The following is a 15,713-nucleotide window of genomic DNA, read 5'->3' on the forward strand; positions in this document are numbered from 1 at the left end:
CGGCTCGCCATTCCACGGAGATGATAAAATGAAGAACAGCATCGTTACGCTCGCACTGGCAGGTTCCATCGCTTCGGCGCTCGCAACCGTTGCGGCACCGGTCGCTTTTGCCGCCGACAGCAAGGAAAAGTGCTACGGCGTTGCCATGAAAGGCCAGAACGATTGCGCCGCCGGCAAGCATGATTGCGCCGGCAAGTCGACCGTCAGCTACGACAAGATGTCCTTCAAGCTGGTTCCGACCGGCACCTGCACCTCGATGAAGACGCCTAAGGGTCACGGCTCGCTGACCCCGGCCTGATCGGCCCGCGACGCTCCCCGAAATCACGAGATACCGGAGAAAACCATGACCAAACTCCCCGCCACTGTCTTTGCAGCCTCGGTCACGACGGCGTTGTCCCTGATCGGCAGCGTCCAGACCACTTCGGCTCAGGATGTGTCCAAGGAGAAGTGCTACGGCATCGCTCTTAAGGGGCAGAACGATTGCGCTGCCGGCCCCGGCACGACCTGCGCCGGCACGGCGAAGATCGACTACCAGAAGAACGCCTGGAAGCTGGTTCCATCCGGAACCTGCACGTCGATGAAGCCCCCTGATGGAGCCGGCTCGCTGACGCAGGGCCCAGCTCCGGCCTGATCCGGTTGCAGCACTCACCGGCGGCGCCGCAAAGGCGCCGCCAACCCAATCAAGGAGAGACAGGATGAAACCCTCTGCATTGCCCCGCCGTCCCGGCATCGGTTTCAAGCCCGAACATTTCGCAAGCATCATCGCCACGCCGCAACCCGTCGGCTTTTTAGAAGTCCATGCCGAAAACTACATGGGCGCCGGCGGCCCGCCGCATGCCCAACTCGGCAAGCTGCGCAAGGACTATGCGCTGTCGATCCATGGTGTCGGCCTGTCGATCGGCTCGATGCAGCCACTCGATAAAGATCACCTGCAGCGACTGAAAAGCGTTTGCGACCGCTATGAGCCGGAGAGCTTTTCCGAGCATCTCGCCTGGTCGACGCATGACACGCTGTTCCTCAACGATTTGCTGCCCCTGCCTTACACCATGGCAACGCTGTCGCGCGTTGCCGATCATATCGATCAGGTACAGGACACGCTGAAACGGCAGATGCTGCTCGAAAATCCGGCGACCTATATACTGTTCGAGGAAAGCACGCTGGAGGAGACCGAGTTTCTGGCCGAGATCGTCCGGCGGACCGGCTGCGGCCTGCTACTCGATGTCAACAACGTCTTCGTCGCTTCCACCAATCACAACATGAACCCGCGCGACTACCTCAGCCGTTTCCCATTGCAATGGATCCGGGAGATCCACCTGAGCGGCCATTCCGAAACGACCGACGATGAAGGCGCGCCGTTGCTGATCGACTCGCATGACACGCCAGTCAAGGACCCAGTCTGGGCGCTCTATGAAGAGCTAATTGCCCGCACAGGGCCGGTCGCCAGCCTGGTCGAATGGGACAACGACGTTCCGGACTGGCCGGTTTTGCGGGCCGAAGCAGAGGCTGCAGGTGCCATTCTCGACCGCGCAACGCGGCTGCGGGCAGCGTGATGAGGCGTGCCATGCCTTTCACCACTCAAGAGCAATTTGCGGCAGCGCTCCGGGATAGCGCCTTGCCTGTCCCTGACGGGATCGCATCGTGGAACGCGGCTCGTCCGCTGCGGCGCTTCGGTATCTACCGCAACAATGTGATTTCGGGGTTGGTAGGTGCGGTTGCATCGCGCTTCCCGGTGACCGAAAGGCTCGTCGGCGAAGAGTTCTTCTCCGGGATGGCCTATCAGTTCATCTGCCTGCATCCGCCACGCTCACCGCTGCTTCTCGCATATGGCGATGACTTTGCCGATTTCGTCGAGAGCTTCGAGCCGGCTCTGGAGATCGGCTATCTGGCCGATGTGATACGGCTGGAGGCAGCGCGGGGCAAAGCCTATCACGCCGCCGACGCAGCCCCCTTGGCAGCCGATCGACTGGCAACTTTGCGCGAGGAACAGCTGGCCTCTTTGGTGTTCATTCGGCACCCGTCGGCCTCTGTTATCCGATCGGCTCATCCCGCGGTAACCATCTGGGCGATGAACGCAGGCCAGATGCCCTTTGCGCCTATAGAGGACTGGCGCGGCGAAGACGCGCTCGTCATCCGGCCCGAGATGATCGTCGAGGTACACAGGCTGCCGCCAGGCGGAGCGCAGTTTCTCGATGCGCTCTTCAGCGGCGCAAGCTTTGCAGCGGCTGCGGGTGAGGCCCTTGCGGCGGCACCTGAATTCGACCTTTCCGCCAATCTCGCCGCTGCGCTGCAAGCCGGCGTGTTTACAGATCTATCGACAGGAGACGACGATGAATGAGGACATCATGCTTACAGCACCTTCGAGCGGCGGCCTTGCCTCCCGCGTGCAGTGCCTGATGAGGGGTTTCGGGCTAATCCCCCACGATCTGATTGCGAGCGTCGCACGGCTGTCGATTGCAGCGGTATTCTGGCAGTCGGGACAGACCAAGGTAGATGGCTGGCATGTCACGGACAACGCCGTCTATCTTTTCCAGACTGAATACAAGCTGCCCTTCATAGATCCGTGGGTTGCGGCGCATCTGGCGGCCTTTGCCGAACACTTCTTTCCACTGCTGCTCGTTATCGGTTTCGGCAGTCGGCTCTCGGCGTTGGCACTTCTCGGCATGACCCTGGTGATCGAGATTTTCGTCTATCCGGACGCGTGGCCGACCCATGGTACATGGGCAGTCTGTTTCCTGACGATCATCGCTGGCGGTCCCGGGCGGCTTTCCCTTGATCATCTGATATCCCGCTATTTTGGGCGGGAATCGTGAAAATCCTCCTACTCTCGACGACCCCAGGTATGTAGTAGGGATTTCCGCTATGCCGAATAACTGGAGCCGGACGTGGACAGCGTACCGGGATGTGACGATCCGATGACGCAATTGGAAGAACGGTGGAAACGGTTGTTACTGGCCTGACATTCGGGGGCTCTAAAGAGGCGTCAGCTTAGAGCCCGGTGCCGGCATTCCGGCGGGGCTCATCGAACTGGAGAGCCCCGCCGTGAAGATTGTTCAGATCACCGATACCCATTTCAGCCCGTCAAAGCCGCATTTCAACGGCAACTGGCAGCCTCTGAAGGAATGGCTCGAGAGGAGCGGTGCGGACCTGATCGTGCACACTGGCGACCTCTCCGTCGATGGCGCCGACAAGGAAGAAGATCTGCGCTTCTGCATGGATCTGATGCGGCAGGTTTCCATTCCCATGCTGCTTGTCCCGGGCAATCACGACGTCGGGCATCTTCCGGGCTCCCTGCAGCCGGTCGACCAGGTCCGGCTCGGGCGCTGGCGCAGCGTGGTCGGCGCGGACTATTGGGCCGAGGATGTCGCCGACTGGCGGCTGATCGGCATCGACAGCCTGCTCCTCGGTTTCGAGGACGCCGAAGAAGAAGCGCAGTTCGAATGGCTCGAAAAGACACTCGCCGAGCGCTCCGGCCGGCGCGTCGCGATGTTCGCCCACAAGCCGCTGTTCGTCGATGCGCCCGATGAGGGCGACACGGGCTACTGGAGCGTTCGTCCCGCACAACGTCGCAGGCTCTTCGATCTGATCGCGGCCAACGACGTCGCGCTGTTCGCCAGTGGCCACCTGCATTGGGCATGGGCCGGGCGGCACCTTGACACCTCGCTCGTCTGGGGTCCTTCCGCGGCCTTCATTCTCGGTGGCATGGAACGCGAGATGCCGGGCGAGAAGCTCATCGGTGCTGTCGTTCACGAGCTCGATCAGGGCGTGACCAGCCAGATCGTCGCCGTTCCCGGCATGGTGGCGCATGTGCTCGATGATATCGTTGCCGAGGTCTATCCGCAGGAAGCTCACAAGGTCCAGACGGAGCCGGCGCAATGAGTGCGGTCTCCCTTAAGGGCATTGCGAAATCTTACGGCGACAACGCCATCCTCAAGGGTGTCAGCCTGGATGTGCAGCCGGGTGAGTTCATCGCGCTCGTCGGCCCCTCGGGCTGCGGAAAGAGCACGCTCCTTCGCATTCTCGCCGGCCTCGACCATGCTGATAACGGCGAGATCAGCATCGACGGCCGCGAAATGTCGGGCGTCGCCGCAGCAGACCGCAACATCGCCATGGTCTTCCAGTCCTACGCGCTCTATCCCCACCTGACGGCGGGTCAGAACATCGCCGTGCCGCTCGCGATGCGCCGGCTTAGCCGGACACAGCGGTTTCCGTTTGTCGGACCGCTCATGCCCGGCCACCGCGCGATCCGTTCCGGCATCGCCCGCGATGTCAAGGAAACGGCAAAGGCGCTGAAGATCGATCATCTGCTCGATCGCAAACCGGCACAGATGTCAGGCGGCCAGCGCCAGCGTGTTGCATTGGCCCGTGCGATGGTGCGCCATCCGAGCGTCTTCCTGATGGACGAACCGCTCTCCAACCTCGATGCCAATCTGCGTGTCCACGCCCGCGGCGAGATCGTGGAGCTTCACCGCCGCGCCGGCGTGCCGACCGTTTATGTCACGCACGATCAGGCAGAGGCGCTTTCGATGGCCGACCGCGTCGCGGTCATGATCGGTGGGGAACTGCTGCAACTTGCAGCACCGCAGACGATCTACGACGATCCCGCCCATATCGAGGTCGCCCGCTTCGTCGGCCAGCCGCGCATCAACCTGCTTCCGGCCCGCGTCGAGAATGGGACTGTCGCTTTCGGCGATATCAGGCTGGCACTCGAGGCCAGAGGTTTCGCCGGCTCCGAGGTGACGCTCGGCATTCGTCCGGAATTCGTACAGCTTGCAGGTGATCGGCAGGGAGCGTTGTCATCGCGGATCGAACGCATGGAGTTTCTCGGTTCCGAAGTCCTCCTTTTTTGCCGCCTGGACGCAATCGGGGAAGCAATCGTCGCCAAGCTTGCACCGGCCGAAGCCGCAGGTCTTTCCACCGGCATGCAGATCGCCCTTTCACTCGCTTCGGACAAGGCACTGGTCTTTGCCGAAGATGGCCGCCGGCTGCGCACACTGCCGTTGACGGTCGATGCTTCCAGGGAGAAAGCCCATGGCTAGCATCGCCATCAATCACGAGGGTGCAGCTTCCGCCGCTGTCCAGCACGAGCGCAGCGAGGCGCGCACCGCCTGGTTGCTGGCGACGCCGGCAATCGTGCTCCTTGTCCTTTTCGTGCTGCTTCCCGTCGTTGCCGTGCTGATCCTCGGCTTTACGGATTTTGAACTCGGCGTCGGCAACATCCGCTTCGTCGGCTTCGAGAACTATACTCACCTCTTCGGCGACCGCATCTTCCGCAAGGCGCTCTGGAACACGACGCTCTACACTGCAATCGTCGCGCCTGTTTCGATCCTGCTCGGTCTTGGCGTCGCGATGCTGATCGAAGGTGAAGGCTGGGCGAAGAGCTTTTTCCGTACCGCCTATTTCCTGCCGGTCGTTTCCCTGATCGTCGCGATGGCAACCGTGTGGCAGTATCTGTTTCATCCGACCATCGGGCCGATCAATGCACTGGCTGGCCTCGCCGGTCTGCCCAAGCTCAACTGGCTCGGCAGCTCATCGACCGCGCTCTACAGCCTTGCCATCATCGGCATCTGGCAATCGGTCGGCTTCAACATGGTGTTGTTTCTTGCCGGACTGACGGCAATCCCGAGGGAGCTCTATGCCGCGGCCGAGATCGATGGCGCGAAATCGTCGCTTGACCGCTTCCGCCTCGTGACCTGGCCGATGCTCGGGCCGACCACGCTTTTTGTCGTCATCATCAGCATCACCAATGCAGTGAAGACGTTCGAGACCGTGAAGACATTGACGGATGGCGGTCCGAACCATGCCTCCGAAGTGCTGCTCTTCACAATCTACCAGGAAGGCTTCGTGTACATGAAGGTCGGCTATGCCTCCGCCATGACCGTGGTCTTTCTCGCCATTCTCGTCGTGCTGATGTTCCTTCAGTACCGTATCCTCGACCGGCGGGTGCACTACACATGAGAGAACAGTCTCGTCTGACGCCCGGTCGCGTGTTGCGGCTGGCGCTCCTGATCCTCGGCGCCATCATCTTCCTGGCGCCCTACATCTTCATGATCTCCACGGCCGGTAAGGCGCAGGATGATATCTTCACTGCGGCCCTGTCGCTTATCCCGCAGCAGTTCCGCTACCTGGAGAATTTCAGCAAGGCGCTTGCGAAAGTCGATATGGGCCGGCTTCTGTGGAACGGCGTTCTCGTCTGCGCGCTGATTTTCTTCTTTCAGGTGATTGTCGCCATTCCTTGTGCCTACGCCATGGCCAAGCTGCGTTTCCGCGCAGCGCGCACCATGATGGCGCTCGTCATGCTGGGGCTGCTTGTGCCGATCCACGCAACTGCGCTGCCGCTCTACGTCGGCTTCGACAAGCTCTCGCTGCTCAACAGCTATACCGCGCTGGTCGCGCCGTTCACGATTTCGGTTTTCGCGATTTTCCTGTTCCTGCAGTTCTTCCGCGCCATGCCTGACGATCTCATCAATGCCGCGCGGCTCGATGGCATGTCGGAACTCGGCATCATCTCCCGCGTGATCGTGCCGAACGCATGGCCGGCGGTCACCGCATTCGCGATCTTCTCGGTCGTCGCGCACTGGAACGATCTCTATTGGCCTCTGATCGTGATCAGCAAGCCGCAATACGCCACGCCGCCGCTTGGTCTCATGAACTTCCGCGCCGCGGAAGCCGGTGACGACTACGGGGCGCTGATGGCGGCCACCATCATCATCACCATCCCTCTCGTCGCAGCCTACCTGTTCGCCCAGAAGCGCTTCGTCGAAGGCATAACCATGACCGGTCTCAAAGGCTGACCGGTCGAACCCAGGAGAACCAGCGATGAAGCATTTCACCAAGTTCCTCGCAGCGGCGACGCTGTCGATGGCTGCGGCCCTGCCGGCCTATGCCGAAACAACGCTGACCGTGCACTATCCCATGCCAGGTTTCTTCAAGGACGTGATGGACACGGTCTCGAAGAAGTTCATGGAAGAAAACCCGGACATCAAGATCCAGTTCGCCGCCCCGTCCGCGACCTATGAGGATGGCATCCAGCTCATTCTGCGCCAGGCCGGCACCTCGGAAATGCCCGACCTCACCTTCATCGGTTTGAACCGCCTTCGCATGCTCGACGCCCGCAATGTCGCTGTCGACCTGACGCCGATTGTCCAGAAAGAGGGCAACATGGCCGAGCAGGGTTTCTCCGACACCATTCTCAAGCTCGCCCAGGTCAACGGCAAGCAGGTCGGCCTCGCTTTCGCGACCTCGAACCCGATCATGTATTACAACGCCGATCTGGTGAAGGCTGCCGGTGGCGACCCTGACAACCCGCCGAAGACCTGGGACGAAGTCATCGCGCTCGGTGGCAAGATCAAGGCACTCGGCAATGGCGTCGACGGCATCGACTTCCGTTGGCAGGGTGACGACTGGATGTTCTCGGCACTGCTCTTCGGCGCCGGCGGCTCGATGCTGAGCCCGGACGAACAGAAGGTCGCCTTCAACGGTCCCGAAGGCCAGAAGGCCGTCGACCTGATCGCCCGCATGGTCAAGGAAGGCGGAATGCCGGTGTTCACCAAGCCGGCAGGCGAGCAGGCTTTTGCCGCCGGTAAGGTTGGTTTCGAGTTCCAGACGACTGGCGCGCTCGTCAACACGATCAAGAATGTCGGCAAGAAGTTCGATCTGCGCACGGCGAAGATCCCGCTGATCGATCCTGAAAAGGGCCACCTGCCGACCGGCGGCAACGCCGTCGTCATCCTGACCCATGACACCGCCAAGCAGGAAGCCGCCTGGAAGTTCGCGAAGTTCGCCGCCGGTCCTTACGGCGCTTCGGTTGTCGTCCCCGGCACCGGCTACGTCCCGAACAACGAACTTGCCGCCAAGTCGGCTGAGTATCTCGGTGACTTCTACAAGAAGAACCCGCTCTTCCAGGCCGGCCTCAGCCAGATGCCCCTGATGGTTCCGTGGTATGCCTTCCCGGGATCGAACGGCGTCAAGGTTACCCAGACGATCGTCGACAACCTCTCCCGTATCGTCGACGGCTCTGCCGAACCGAAGGAAGCGCTTGACGACGCAGCCGCCGATGTCGAAGGCATGCTGCCGCGCAGCTAAGACGCATTATGAATGATAATGGGAACCGCCGCGCCTGAGGGTTGCGGCGTTTTCGCCTTGTTCAAGGGTTCGCACGGTGCCTCCTTCACGCAAAACATAGGAGAGCTCGAGATGCCGGCGCGGCGCATTGTTCTCGGCGATATCGAGCAGCAGCGAGGCGGCGGTCGTCCCCATGATGGCATCCGGCATCTCGATGGTCGTCAGCGGCGGATCGATGAGCTTGCCGATCGCGATGCCGTCGAAGCCGGCGACAGAGACATCACCGGGAACCGAAAGCCCCTCGCGCCGTACCGCTCCGATCACGCTGAGCGCGATCAGATCGTTCGAACCGATGATCGCCGTTGGCCGGTGGGCCTGCAGGGCGCGAGCGAGATCCAGTTGGTCGTAGCCGCTGACAAAAGACGTCTCGATGGCAGGAAGCGGCGCCACTCCCGCCTCCTCCATCGCCTTCCGGTATCCGTGATATCGCAGCAGCGCCCGGTCCGAGGCGGCGAAGTTGCCGGAGACATAGAGGATCCTGCTGTGCCCCCTCGACAGCAGGAATTCGGTCAGCCGGTGCCCTGCCTTGTAGTTGTTGACGGTCACCGCCGCAGGAAAGCGCTCGCTCGGCGAACTGCCGAGAAGCACGGTCGGCGGCAAGTCGCGCTGGGCCGCAAGGCTGGTGCCACCATCGCAGACCGTTAAGATGAGACCGGTCGGGCGCTCGCCCAACAAGCTGGCGACCGCATGCGCCTCCTGGTCCGGATCATAGTTCGACTGGGCAATCAGAACGCTGTGGCCGGCGGCTAACATGCGGTTCTGTATGCCTGACAGCGAGGAGGCGAAAACCGGATTGGTAACGCTCGGCACCAGGACACCGATGACGGGGCGCCGGGTATTGCGTGTGAATGGTGCGCCGAATCCGTAGCCGATCTCCGCTGCCGCCCGCCGTACCCGAAGCGCAGTCGCCTGGCTGACCGGTCCGCTCAGATTCAGGACCCGGCTCGCAGTCGCTGACGAACAGCCCGCCCGCAACGCAACCTGTTTCAAAGTCGCCATCGATCGTCGCCCTCGCTCGGAAGATAAGTTGGGGCGGATCAATACACACGGCTTGTCATGGAACGATGACGGCATTCGATGGAACGCCGACGGCCTTCACCCAGGCGTCAAAACCTGACCGGCCGACTAACGACGGGCGCGGACGACTTCAATGCCTCGTCGGGGATATAGCCTCGGACTGCGAGATGTCATTCAACGTAGCCAGAAGCTTCTGGAAGCCGCGCAGTATGTTCTGGAGTTCCTCTTCCTCCATGGCAACGATCTCCGGCAGCCTTGCGGAAACGGATGCGATCAGCCGATCGATCCAGATGCATTTTTCCGCCGGCACGTCCCGGAGCGTCACGTCCCTGTAGGTTTCCAACTGCTGCAAGATGCGGGTCATCAGACAACGTCTGTCTTCAATCGTCAGCCTGCGTGCATGTGCGATCTCAAATTCGCGAGCGGCAGTCATGGCGTCCTCCCTGTTGTCCGAAATAGCTAGCAGAATTCAGCAGTTCCGGCCACGGACTTAGGTCCCACTTCAAATAGCGTAGGGAAACGGGAGCATCGGAGTATGCCCAGCCCTTTTGAGAGGTTCTTAGGGCCGGAGTATCAGGCTTCGGGAAGCCGGTTCTTTCCGGCCTCCCGATTGTGCGATAGCTAGTCGCGCAGTGCTTCGCGAAGCTTCTCTACCTGAGATGCTTCCACGGCGGGCGCCGCATTACCCCAACTGTTGCGGACATAAGTCAGCACATTGGCAACGTCCTTGTCGGAGAGATTCCAGGCAAAGGAAGGCATCGACGGCCCGGTCGGCGCCGCATGCGTGCCGCCGGACTGGCTGCCGGCAAGAACCACGCGCATGAGGTTCGTGGCATCGTCGTTGTTGACGAAGGCCGCACTGGCGAGCTGCGGAAACAGCTTCGGCACGCCGGCACCGTTCGGTGTGTGGCAGGCCGAGCAACGGTCGGCATAGATCGCCGCCCCTGCGACCATGCGCCCGTCGCTTGCCGGGATCGGCTGCGGAACAACGATCGTGATTTCACCGCTGTCCTTCAGATAGGTCGCAACCGCCTTCAGGTCCGCATCGGTCCAGTGCTGGCTCGACTTTTCGACCTCTTCGGCCATCGGCCCGGAGGCGATGTCGAAGCGATTTGTACCCGTCTTCAGATAGGCGACGATGTCGTCCTCCGTCCACGCTCCGATCCCCTTGTGCGCGTCAGTGGTGATGTCCGGAGCGTACCAGTTGTCGAGGTTGCCGCCCTGGAGGAACTGACTATTCTTGTCACCCCCCATCATATTCTTCGGCGTATGGCAGGTGCCGCAATGCGCGAGACCTTGGACGATGTATGCGCCACGGTTCCAGTCCGGCGTTTTCGAAGCGTCTGGTTTGAACTCACCCTTGTCGAAATTCAACGCATTCCAGACCGAGAGGCTGGCGCGCACGTCGAACGGGAATGGCAACTGATTGGTTTCGACCTTGTTGTTCACCGGCTCCAGGCTTTGGAGATAGGCGAAGATCGCGGCGTTGTCCTCTTTCGAGACCTTGGTATAGGCCGTGAACGGCATTGCGCCATAGAGATGATAACCACCCCTGCCCTCGCCTTCGGACATGACCTTTTGGAACTCGTCCGGCGTCATGCGGCCGATGCCCGTTTCCGGATCCGGCGTGATATTGGGGCCGACCAGATCGCCGAATGGCGTCTTCAGGACGACGCCGCCGGCGAAAGGCTTTCCGCCGGGCGCCGTATGGCAGGCCGAACAGTCACCGAGGGTAGCAAGATAGCGCCCCTTGTCGATCTGCTCGAAAGAATCCTCGCGCGCCGACTGGGCAGCGGCGGAGTGTGCGACCAGCGCTAGGGCGCCCGCCGCAATCAGAAGGGAGTTTCTCATGCTTGCACCAACGGTCCCGGGTTTTTCAGATATTGGTTACGGATGGCATCCGCCGCCTTGAACGCCAGTGCGCCGACCGTACCGGTGGGGTTGTAGCCGGGGTTCTGCGGGAAGGCGGAGGCGCCGACGACGAAGAGGTTCGGTACATCCCAGGTCTGCAGGTATTTATTGACCGAGCTAGTCTTCGGATCGGCGCCCATGACGAAACCGCCGACAACGTGAGACGATTGATAGGGGCCGGTATTCCAATGCCCTTTCATCGGATTCTTGACGATCTGCTTGGCACCCATCGCTTCCGCGATTTCGGCAACCTTGTCAGTGCAATAGGATGCCATCTTCAAGTCGTTTTCAGGGAAGTCGAAGGTGACGCGCAGCAGCGGCCTGCCGAGACGGTCCGTGTAGGTCGGATCAAGCGACAGGTAGTTGTTGCGTGTCGTGTAGCTGGAGGCCTCGCAGCCGACGCTTGCGGTCGACAGGTAGTGCTTCACCGTTGCCTTCTTCCAATCCGAACCCCATTTCGGCGTGCCAGGAGGTGTCGGACGGTAGTTGATGGGAGCAGCGCCGATCGGAGTGATGCGGATGCTGCCGCCACCGAAGAAGCCAAGGCCCGAGTGGTCGAAGTTGTCGTTGTTGAACTCGTCGATACCCATGCCGACGGCGCCGCCGCCAATGAACGGATTGAAGTTCTTGTCATCGAAGAAGAGCTGCACGCCGTTTGCCGTTTGATAGGCGTAGTTGCGGCCCGTCGTGCCGACATTGGTAGCAGGATCATAGGGCGTGCCGACGCCAGACAGCAGCATCAGGCGCACATTCTCGAAGGTAAAGGCGGTCACGACGACGAGATCGGCGGGCTGTTCCCACTCCTCGCCCGAGGAATCGACAAAGATGACACCAGTTGCCTTCTTGCCTGTGGAATCGAGCGTGATCCTCAGCACCTCGGAGTTGGTGCGGGCGGTGAAGTTGGACTTGCGCACAAGAGCCGGCAGGATCGTCGTGATCGCGCTCGCCTTCGAATAGTTGGCGCAGCCGTAGTTGGTGCAGAAGCCGCAGAAGGTGCACGGCCCCATCGTGACGCCGAGTGGGTTGGTATAGGGCTCCGAGATCAGCGCGGACGGAACCGGGAATGGATTGTAACCGAGGTCTTTCGCCGCCTTGGCAAACAAGGTCGGACCATAGGGCTGCTTCATCGGCCCCGTCGGATACTCGTTGGATCGCGGTCCCTCGAAAGGATTGCCGCCCTCCTTGATCTCGCCGCGGAGATTTCCGGCTTTCCCGGAGATGCCCGCAATCTTGTCGAAGGCATCGTAGAAGGGCTCCATTTCATTCCAGTCGGTGCCCCAATCCTGCAGGACAAGCTCTTCAGGAATGGCTGACGCGCCGTACTTTTCGGTCAGGTGGCTCTTCAGGCGAAATTCGTCCGGCTGGAAACGGAATGTGATGCCCGCCCAGTGATTGCCGGCGCCGCCGGTGCCGTTGCCCGGATGGAACGATCCCCAATTGCGCATCGGGAGCGCCGTCTGGGAGGGATTGTTGCGGGCAGTGATGGTGTTCTGTGCAGTCCGCAGCATCAGTTCCTGACGCTGGGCATAGCGCAGTTCGTCGGCAACGGAGGCCACGTTGAAATCCGCGGCGGTATCGCGCCACGGGCCGCGTTCGAGCGCCACGACGTCAAGGCCCTGGTCGGTCAGTTCATTTGCGATGATCGCCCCGGCCCAGCCAAGGCCGATGACCACTGCGTCGGTGGAAGGCAGTTTGCGCGCCATGTCTTAGTTCCTTGCTGTCCATTCCGGCCGGCCGGCGATGCTCAGCGGCGGGAGGTCGATTTTCTCGTTGTGGCGTTCGACATATTCACGGTAGTCGTAGCGCGCGCCGGGGAAGCCGATCATCTTCCAGGAAACCATGTCGCGGTTGCCGCCGTAGATCGGATCGGCAAAGAAGCCTTCCATCGTGTTGGTGAGCAGCTGACCGAAGAACATCTTCGAATCGATCGCATCCAGCTTGATCTCGCCACTCTCCAGCCCCTTGAGGACCTTGTCCTGGTCGGTCTCGCCAAGCTCGGCAAAGGCCTTGCCCATGGCGCTGCGACAGTGCGCGTTGAGTGCGGCGATCCCGATCCTGTAGCGCTGCTGCGGAACAAGTTCGGACTGGTCACCCTGCTCAGGTGTGCCGGCCATGAACGGCCCTCGCATATAGAGACGCTCGAAGGTCCCATAGGACCCGGCAAGCTGCCGATCGATGAAGGTCGCACATCCGGCGTCCTTGCCGCTGACGCTCAGTTCATCGGCCGGAATGATGCGTGACACGATCGCCTCGACGGTGCCGGCTTCCTCGGCGTTGAAGAAGTACCAGCCGCTCGGCCCCAGCGTTTCGGGCGGGTTGTAATCAAACGGCTTGAAGGGGGCGCGCCGCGAATGATCGTGGCGCCAGCGCTTCCTGCCGCAAGCACGAAGAAGGCGGCGACGCCGGAGCGCAGCACCTGTCTTCGGCTGAGGCCGTCGAATTTAGCGTTCATGGTTGAACCTCGTTGTTATGAATAAATTACAGGGTGGCGCGGCGAAGACGCGCTCGGCCAAATACGGGGCGCGTGCCTAGCTGGGGAAGGTAGCGGTCTCTGATATCGACTGAGCGCGCACTCGGCCTGAGTTGTTCGGACAGTGTTCGGCAGCCCTTCCCCTTGCGGGGTAGCGGCGCGTCGCTCGCGGCGTTCCGCCACTTGCAGAGCGACGGATTCGCCCTAGCTGATTTTCTGTAGTGACCGCGGCTGACGTCAGACAGTGACGCATGATCTCACCATCCCCTTCAAAGCTAAGCGCGAATATTGTTCGCATCCTTATAATCAGTTATGACACTACCTGGGATGCGTCAATGCTGGGGGAGGATTTTCGTGGTTCAGGCCGAAGACGTGTGGAAGGCGCCGGGATTTCTCATTCGGCGGTGCCATCAAATCGCAACGGGCATTTTTCTCGACGAGGCAAGGGCGCAGGACTTTACGCCGACTCAATTTGCGGCTCTCGCCTTCATTCAGCTTCAGCCGCGCATCGACCAGCGTACGCTTGGCGAGGCAATCGCGCTCGATCGGTCGTCGGTGACGAAATGTGTCGACCGACTGGAACAGCGCGGCTTCATCCGCAGGGAAGTGAGCCCTGAGGACAAGCGCTCCCGCCTCCTCACCATCACGGAAAGCGGAACGGCCGTCCTCGACGACGTTGCGCGCGCGACAAGTCGGACACGAGATCGGATCGAGACGCAGTTTGGCAAGGAGAAGCTGGCGTTGCTGTCAGGATTGCTGAGCGAGTTGAGCGATACGCTGAACGACACCAGCCGTGCGCCTTTCGCGACAAAGGATTAGCGGCTGCAAGGCGTACCGCCGTGCGGAAGCTAGGGCCACCCTCGGACTGTCAGCATGATCCGGATACCGAACACGACAGGCCCGCCGTCAGGCGCACGCGATCACCGGGTTTTGGCGTCCACCGCTTCGCCGATTGCATAGAAATGCCCGCCGGCAACATGATGGATGCTACGCCATTTCGGCTCCGCGGTTTCGAAATGCCAGCGGCCACCGTGGAAAACACGATCGTCGGCCCAAGCCGCTGTAACCTCGGCAACGAAGAGGTCGTATTCTTCCTGAACGTGCGGTTCGTTGATCACCTTGCAGGCGAGCCATGCGGAGCATCCCTCGACACAGGGCATAGTCTGACCGGGCATTTCAAACAAAGGCACTTTGGCATGCGTCAGTTTGTTTGGCTCTTCATAAAGACTGAGCGTGCCGACATTGTCAGTCAAACCGACCTGTTCGAACGTCGGCACCTGAACGACGAACGCACCGCTCGCTTCTATAAGGCTGCGCGTATGAGCTATCTTGTCGAGCACGACCGTCAACTTGGGCGGATCGAAATCCAGACCGCAGCACCATGCGACGGCCATCACGTTGTCGACGCCCTGGTGGCGAGCAGACACGAGCACCGTTGGGCCGTGATTGACGAGGCGCCCGGCCTTTGCGAGTTCGACCGGCTTGATGTGGCTGTTCATGTCTTGGTGGTTCCATTCAATTGCGCGCGTCCCGAACGGTTTGCCTCGCCCCGGCATTGCGGTCAACGCGGAAAGGCGATGCGGCGGCAAGCTATCGTGGGCGTCAAGGACGTATCACCGCGCGGCTGCAGCGCCTTCGGCAAGCGCGCAGAGCGTCGCCATTGCACGGTCGGCGTCTTTGGCTGCCACGAAGATGTGGTCATGGTAATAGGCAGCAACCACGTTGGCGCTAATCCCCTCGGCAGCAAGCGCCCCGGCCATCGCGGCCGTTAGCCCCACAGCCTCCAAAGACGAATGCACCGTCATGGAGATACATCGGCAGGGAGAACTGAGCGGCCAGCCTGTCTTCGCGCCAACGTCCTTCGGCAGGATGACTGTCGGCCCCTCCGCCTCTGCGAAGACGCCGAGGGGGTTAAGCGCGATGCAGGCTTCCATGGAGCCCGGCGGCGCGGCGGCAAAAACGAACTCGCCTGGAACAAGCTTCGGCTCCAGGGTCGCCAGCAATGTTTGCAGGTCCGTCACGCCAGACATGTTTTCTCCCTTGGAAAGGACTGCGTTGGCAGCGGCACCCGAGCAAAGGCGCCGCCAATCGCATATTCGGCGGCGCCGCCATCTTTGATCGAGGCCGCAGCTATCGAACAAATAGCAGCCTCAATGTGTGAAATCCACGCTTCGTCGGCGTGCTGTTCGGACCT

General features: G+C 61.2%; 17 protein-coding genes and 1 pseudogene. 11 read left to right on the forward strand and 7 right to left on the reverse strand.

Translation table 11 applies throughout. From position 1 onward, the window contains the following. The first annotated feature begins 28 nt into the window (after positions 1-28). From FZ934_RS22930 to FZ934_RS22975, 10 genes are all read left to right on the forward strand, one after another. Entirely contained in the window at positions 29-298 is a 270-nt protein-coding gene (locus tag FZ934_RS22930) for a BufA1 family periplasmic bufferin-type metallophore (RefSeq protein WP_153273157.1), read from the forward strand. A gap of 45 nt (positions 299-343) precedes the next feature. Further along, positions 344-631 carry a BufA1 family periplasmic bufferin-type metallophore gene (locus FZ934_RS22935; protein WP_153273158.1) on the forward strand — a complete coding sequence of 96 codons (288 nt, stop codon included), beginning with the start codon at positions 344-346 and terminating at the stop codon, positions 629-631. Positions 632-695: 64 nt separating this feature from the next. Next, on the forward strand, positions 696-1,550 hold the full coding sequence (gene bufB / locus FZ934_RS22940) for an MNIO family bufferin maturase (protein ID WP_153273159.1): 855 nt from the start codon (positions 696-698) through the stop codon (positions 1,548-1,550). A gap of 11 nt (positions 1,551-1,561) precedes the next feature. Continuing rightward, positions 1,562-2,335, forward strand: a complete 774-nt coding sequence (locus FZ934_RS22945; RefSeq protein ID WP_153273160.1) for an HvfC/BufC N-terminal domain-containing protein — start codon at positions 1,562-1,564, stop codon at positions 2,333-2,335. A 58-nt stretch (positions 2,336-2,393) separates the two neighbouring features. Further along, positions 2,394-2,810, forward strand: a complete 417-nt coding sequence (locus tag FZ934_RS22950) for a DoxX family protein (protein ID WP_246738042.1) — start codon at positions 2,394-2,396, stop codon at positions 2,808-2,810. 229 nt (positions 2,811-3,039) lie between these two features. Next, a complete protein-coding gene (locus FZ934_RS22955; protein ID WP_153273162.1) occupies positions 3,040-3,876 on the forward strand; it encodes a metallophosphoesterase family protein in 837 nt (278 codons plus the stop codon). Continuing rightward, positions 3,873-5,036, forward strand: a complete 1,164-nt coding sequence (locus FZ934_RS22960; protein ID WP_153273163.1) for an ABC transporter ATP-binding protein — start codon at positions 3,873-3,875, stop codon at positions 5,034-5,036. The genes FZ934_RS22955 and FZ934_RS22960 overlap by 4 nt, the downstream gene beginning before the upstream one ends. Next, entirely contained in the window at positions 5,029-5,955 is a 927-nt protein-coding gene (locus FZ934_RS22965) for a carbohydrate ABC transporter permease (protein WP_153273164.1), read from the forward strand. The genes FZ934_RS22960 and FZ934_RS22965 overlap by 8 nt, the downstream gene beginning before the upstream one ends. After that, positions 5,952-6,791 carry a carbohydrate ABC transporter permease gene (locus FZ934_RS22970; protein WP_153273165.1) on the forward strand — a complete coding sequence of 280 codons (840 nt, stop codon included), beginning with the start codon at positions 5,952-5,954 and terminating at the stop codon, positions 6,789-6,791. The genes FZ934_RS22965 and FZ934_RS22970 overlap by 4 nt, the downstream gene beginning before the upstream one ends. Positions 6,792-6,816: 25 nt before the next feature. Next, positions 6,817-8,082, forward strand: coding sequence for an ABC transporter substrate-binding protein (locus tag FZ934_RS22975; protein WP_153273166.1), 1,266 nt, complete (start codon positions 6,817-6,819; stop codon positions 8,080-8,082). A 6-nt stretch (positions 8,083-8,088) separates the two neighbouring features. Here the strand turns inward: FZ934_RS22975 and FZ934_RS22980 are convergent, their stop codons facing one another. The 5 genes and pseudogenes from FZ934_RS22980 to FZ934_RS23000 all read right to left on the reverse strand — a co-directional run bounded on the left by FZ934_RS22980 (position 8,089) and on the right by FZ934_RS23000 (position 13,501). Beyond that, a complete protein-coding gene (locus FZ934_RS22980) occupies positions 8,089-9,120 on the reverse strand; it encodes a substrate-binding domain-containing protein (protein WP_153273167.1) in 1,032 nt (343 codons plus the stop codon). Between the two features lie 148 nt (positions 9,121-9,268). Further along, a complete protein-coding gene (locus tag FZ934_RS22985) occupies positions 9,269-9,571 on the reverse strand; it encodes a hypothetical protein (RefSeq protein WP_153273168.1) in 303 nt (100 codons plus the stop codon). Positions 9,572-9,759: 188 nt separating this feature from the next. After that, a complete protein-coding gene (locus FZ934_RS22990) occupies positions 9,760-10,989 on the reverse strand; it encodes a c-type cytochrome (RefSeq protein WP_153273169.1) in 1,230 nt (409 codons plus the stop codon). After that, entirely contained in the window at positions 10,986-12,752 is a 1,767-nt protein-coding gene (locus tag FZ934_RS22995; protein ID WP_113358867.1) for a GMC family oxidoreductase, read from the reverse strand. The genes FZ934_RS22990 and FZ934_RS22995 overlap by 4 nt, the downstream gene beginning before the upstream one ends. Positions 12,753-12,755: 3 nt before the next feature. Continuing rightward, positions 12,756-13,501 (reverse strand): annotated as a pseudogene (locus FZ934_RS23000) (gluconate 2-dehydrogenase subunit 3 family protein). 372 nt (positions 13,502-13,873) lie between these two features. Between FZ934_RS23000 and FZ934_RS23005 the strand changes: the two are divergent. Beyond that, positions 13,874-14,338 carry a MarR family winged helix-turn-helix transcriptional regulator gene (locus FZ934_RS23005; RefSeq protein ID WP_194273879.1) on the forward strand — a complete coding sequence of 155 codons (465 nt, stop codon included), beginning with the start codon at positions 13,874-13,876 and terminating at the stop codon, positions 14,336-14,338. A gap of 101 nt (positions 14,339-14,439) precedes the next feature. Here FZ934_RS23005 and FZ934_RS23010 read toward each other — a convergent pair whose 3' ends face one another. Together FZ934_RS23010 and FZ934_RS23015 are read right to left on the reverse strand one after the other, a co-directional pair. Further along, complete coding sequence (locus tag FZ934_RS23010; protein ID WP_153273171.1) at positions 14,440-15,018, reverse strand: flavin reductase family protein; 579 nt, start codon at positions 15,016-15,018, stop codon at positions 14,440-14,442. Positions 15,019-15,132: 114 nt separating this feature from the next. Continuing rightward, entirely contained in the window at positions 15,133-15,549 is a 417-nt protein-coding gene (locus FZ934_RS23015) for an ACT domain-containing protein (protein ID WP_153273172.1), read from the reverse strand. Positions 15,550-15,713 lie beyond the last annotated feature (164 nt).

It is taken from the genome of Rhizobium grahamii (assembly GCF_009498215.1).
GTDB classification, from domain to species: Bacteria; Pseudomonadota; Alphaproteobacteria; order Rhizobiales; family Rhizobiaceae; genus Rhizobium; species Rhizobium grahamii_A.

Coding starts and splice junctions, on each gene's coding strand:
- FZ934_RS22980 (WP_153273167.1), bottom strand. CDS start 9,120: ATGGCGACTTTGAAACAGGTTGCGTTGCGGGCGGGCTGTTCGTCAGCG.
- FZ934_RS22975 (WP_153273166.1), top strand. CDS start 6,817: ATGAAGCATTTCACCAAGTTCCTCGCAGCGGCGACGCTGTCGATGGCT.
- FZ934_RS22990 (WP_153273169.1), bottom strand. CDS start 10,989: ATGAGAAACTCCCTTCTGATTGCGGCGGGCGCCCTAGCGCTGGTCGCA.
- FZ934_RS22930 (WP_153273157.1), top strand. CDS start 29: ATGAAGAACAGCATCGTTACGCTCGCACTGGCAGGTTCCATCGCTTCG.
- FZ934_RS22985 (WP_153273168.1), bottom strand. CDS start 9,571: ATGACTGCCGCTCGCGAATTTGAGATCGCACATGCACGCAGGCTGACG.
- FZ934_RS22935 (WP_153273158.1), top strand. CDS start 344: ATGACCAAACTCCCCGCCACTGTCTTTGCAGCCTCGGTCACGACGGCG.
- FZ934_RS23010 (WP_153273171.1), bottom strand. CDS start 15,018: ATGAACAGCCACATCAAGCCGGTCGAACTCGCAAAGGCCGGGCGCCTC.
- FZ934_RS22995 (WP_113358867.1), bottom strand. CDS start 12,752: ATGGCGCGCAAACTGCCTTCCACCGACGCAGTGGTCATCGGCCTTGGC.
- FZ934_RS22950 (WP_246738042.1), top strand. CDS start 2,394: ATGAGGGGTTTCGGGCTAATCCCCCACGATCTGATTGCGAGCGTCGCA.
- bufB (WP_153273159.1), top strand. CDS start 696: ATGAAACCCTCTGCATTGCCCCGCCGTCCCGGCATCGGTTTCAAGCCC.
- FZ934_RS22965 (WP_153273164.1), top strand. CDS start 5,029: ATGGCTAGCATCGCCATCAATCACGAGGGTGCAGCTTCCGCCGCTGTC.
- FZ934_RS23015 (WP_153273172.1), bottom strand. CDS start 15,549: ATGTCTGGCGTGACGGACCTGCAAACATTGCTGGCGACCCTGGAGCCG.
- FZ934_RS22945 (WP_153273160.1), top strand. CDS start 1,562: ATGCCTTTCACCACTCAAGAGCAATTTGCGGCAGCGCTCCGGGATAGC.
- FZ934_RS22970 (WP_153273165.1), top strand. CDS start 5,952: ATGAGAGAACAGTCTCGTCTGACGCCCGGTCGCGTGTTGCGGCTGGCG.
- FZ934_RS22960 (WP_153273163.1), top strand. CDS start 3,873: ATGAGTGCGGTCTCCCTTAAGGGCATTGCGAAATCTTACGGCGACAAC.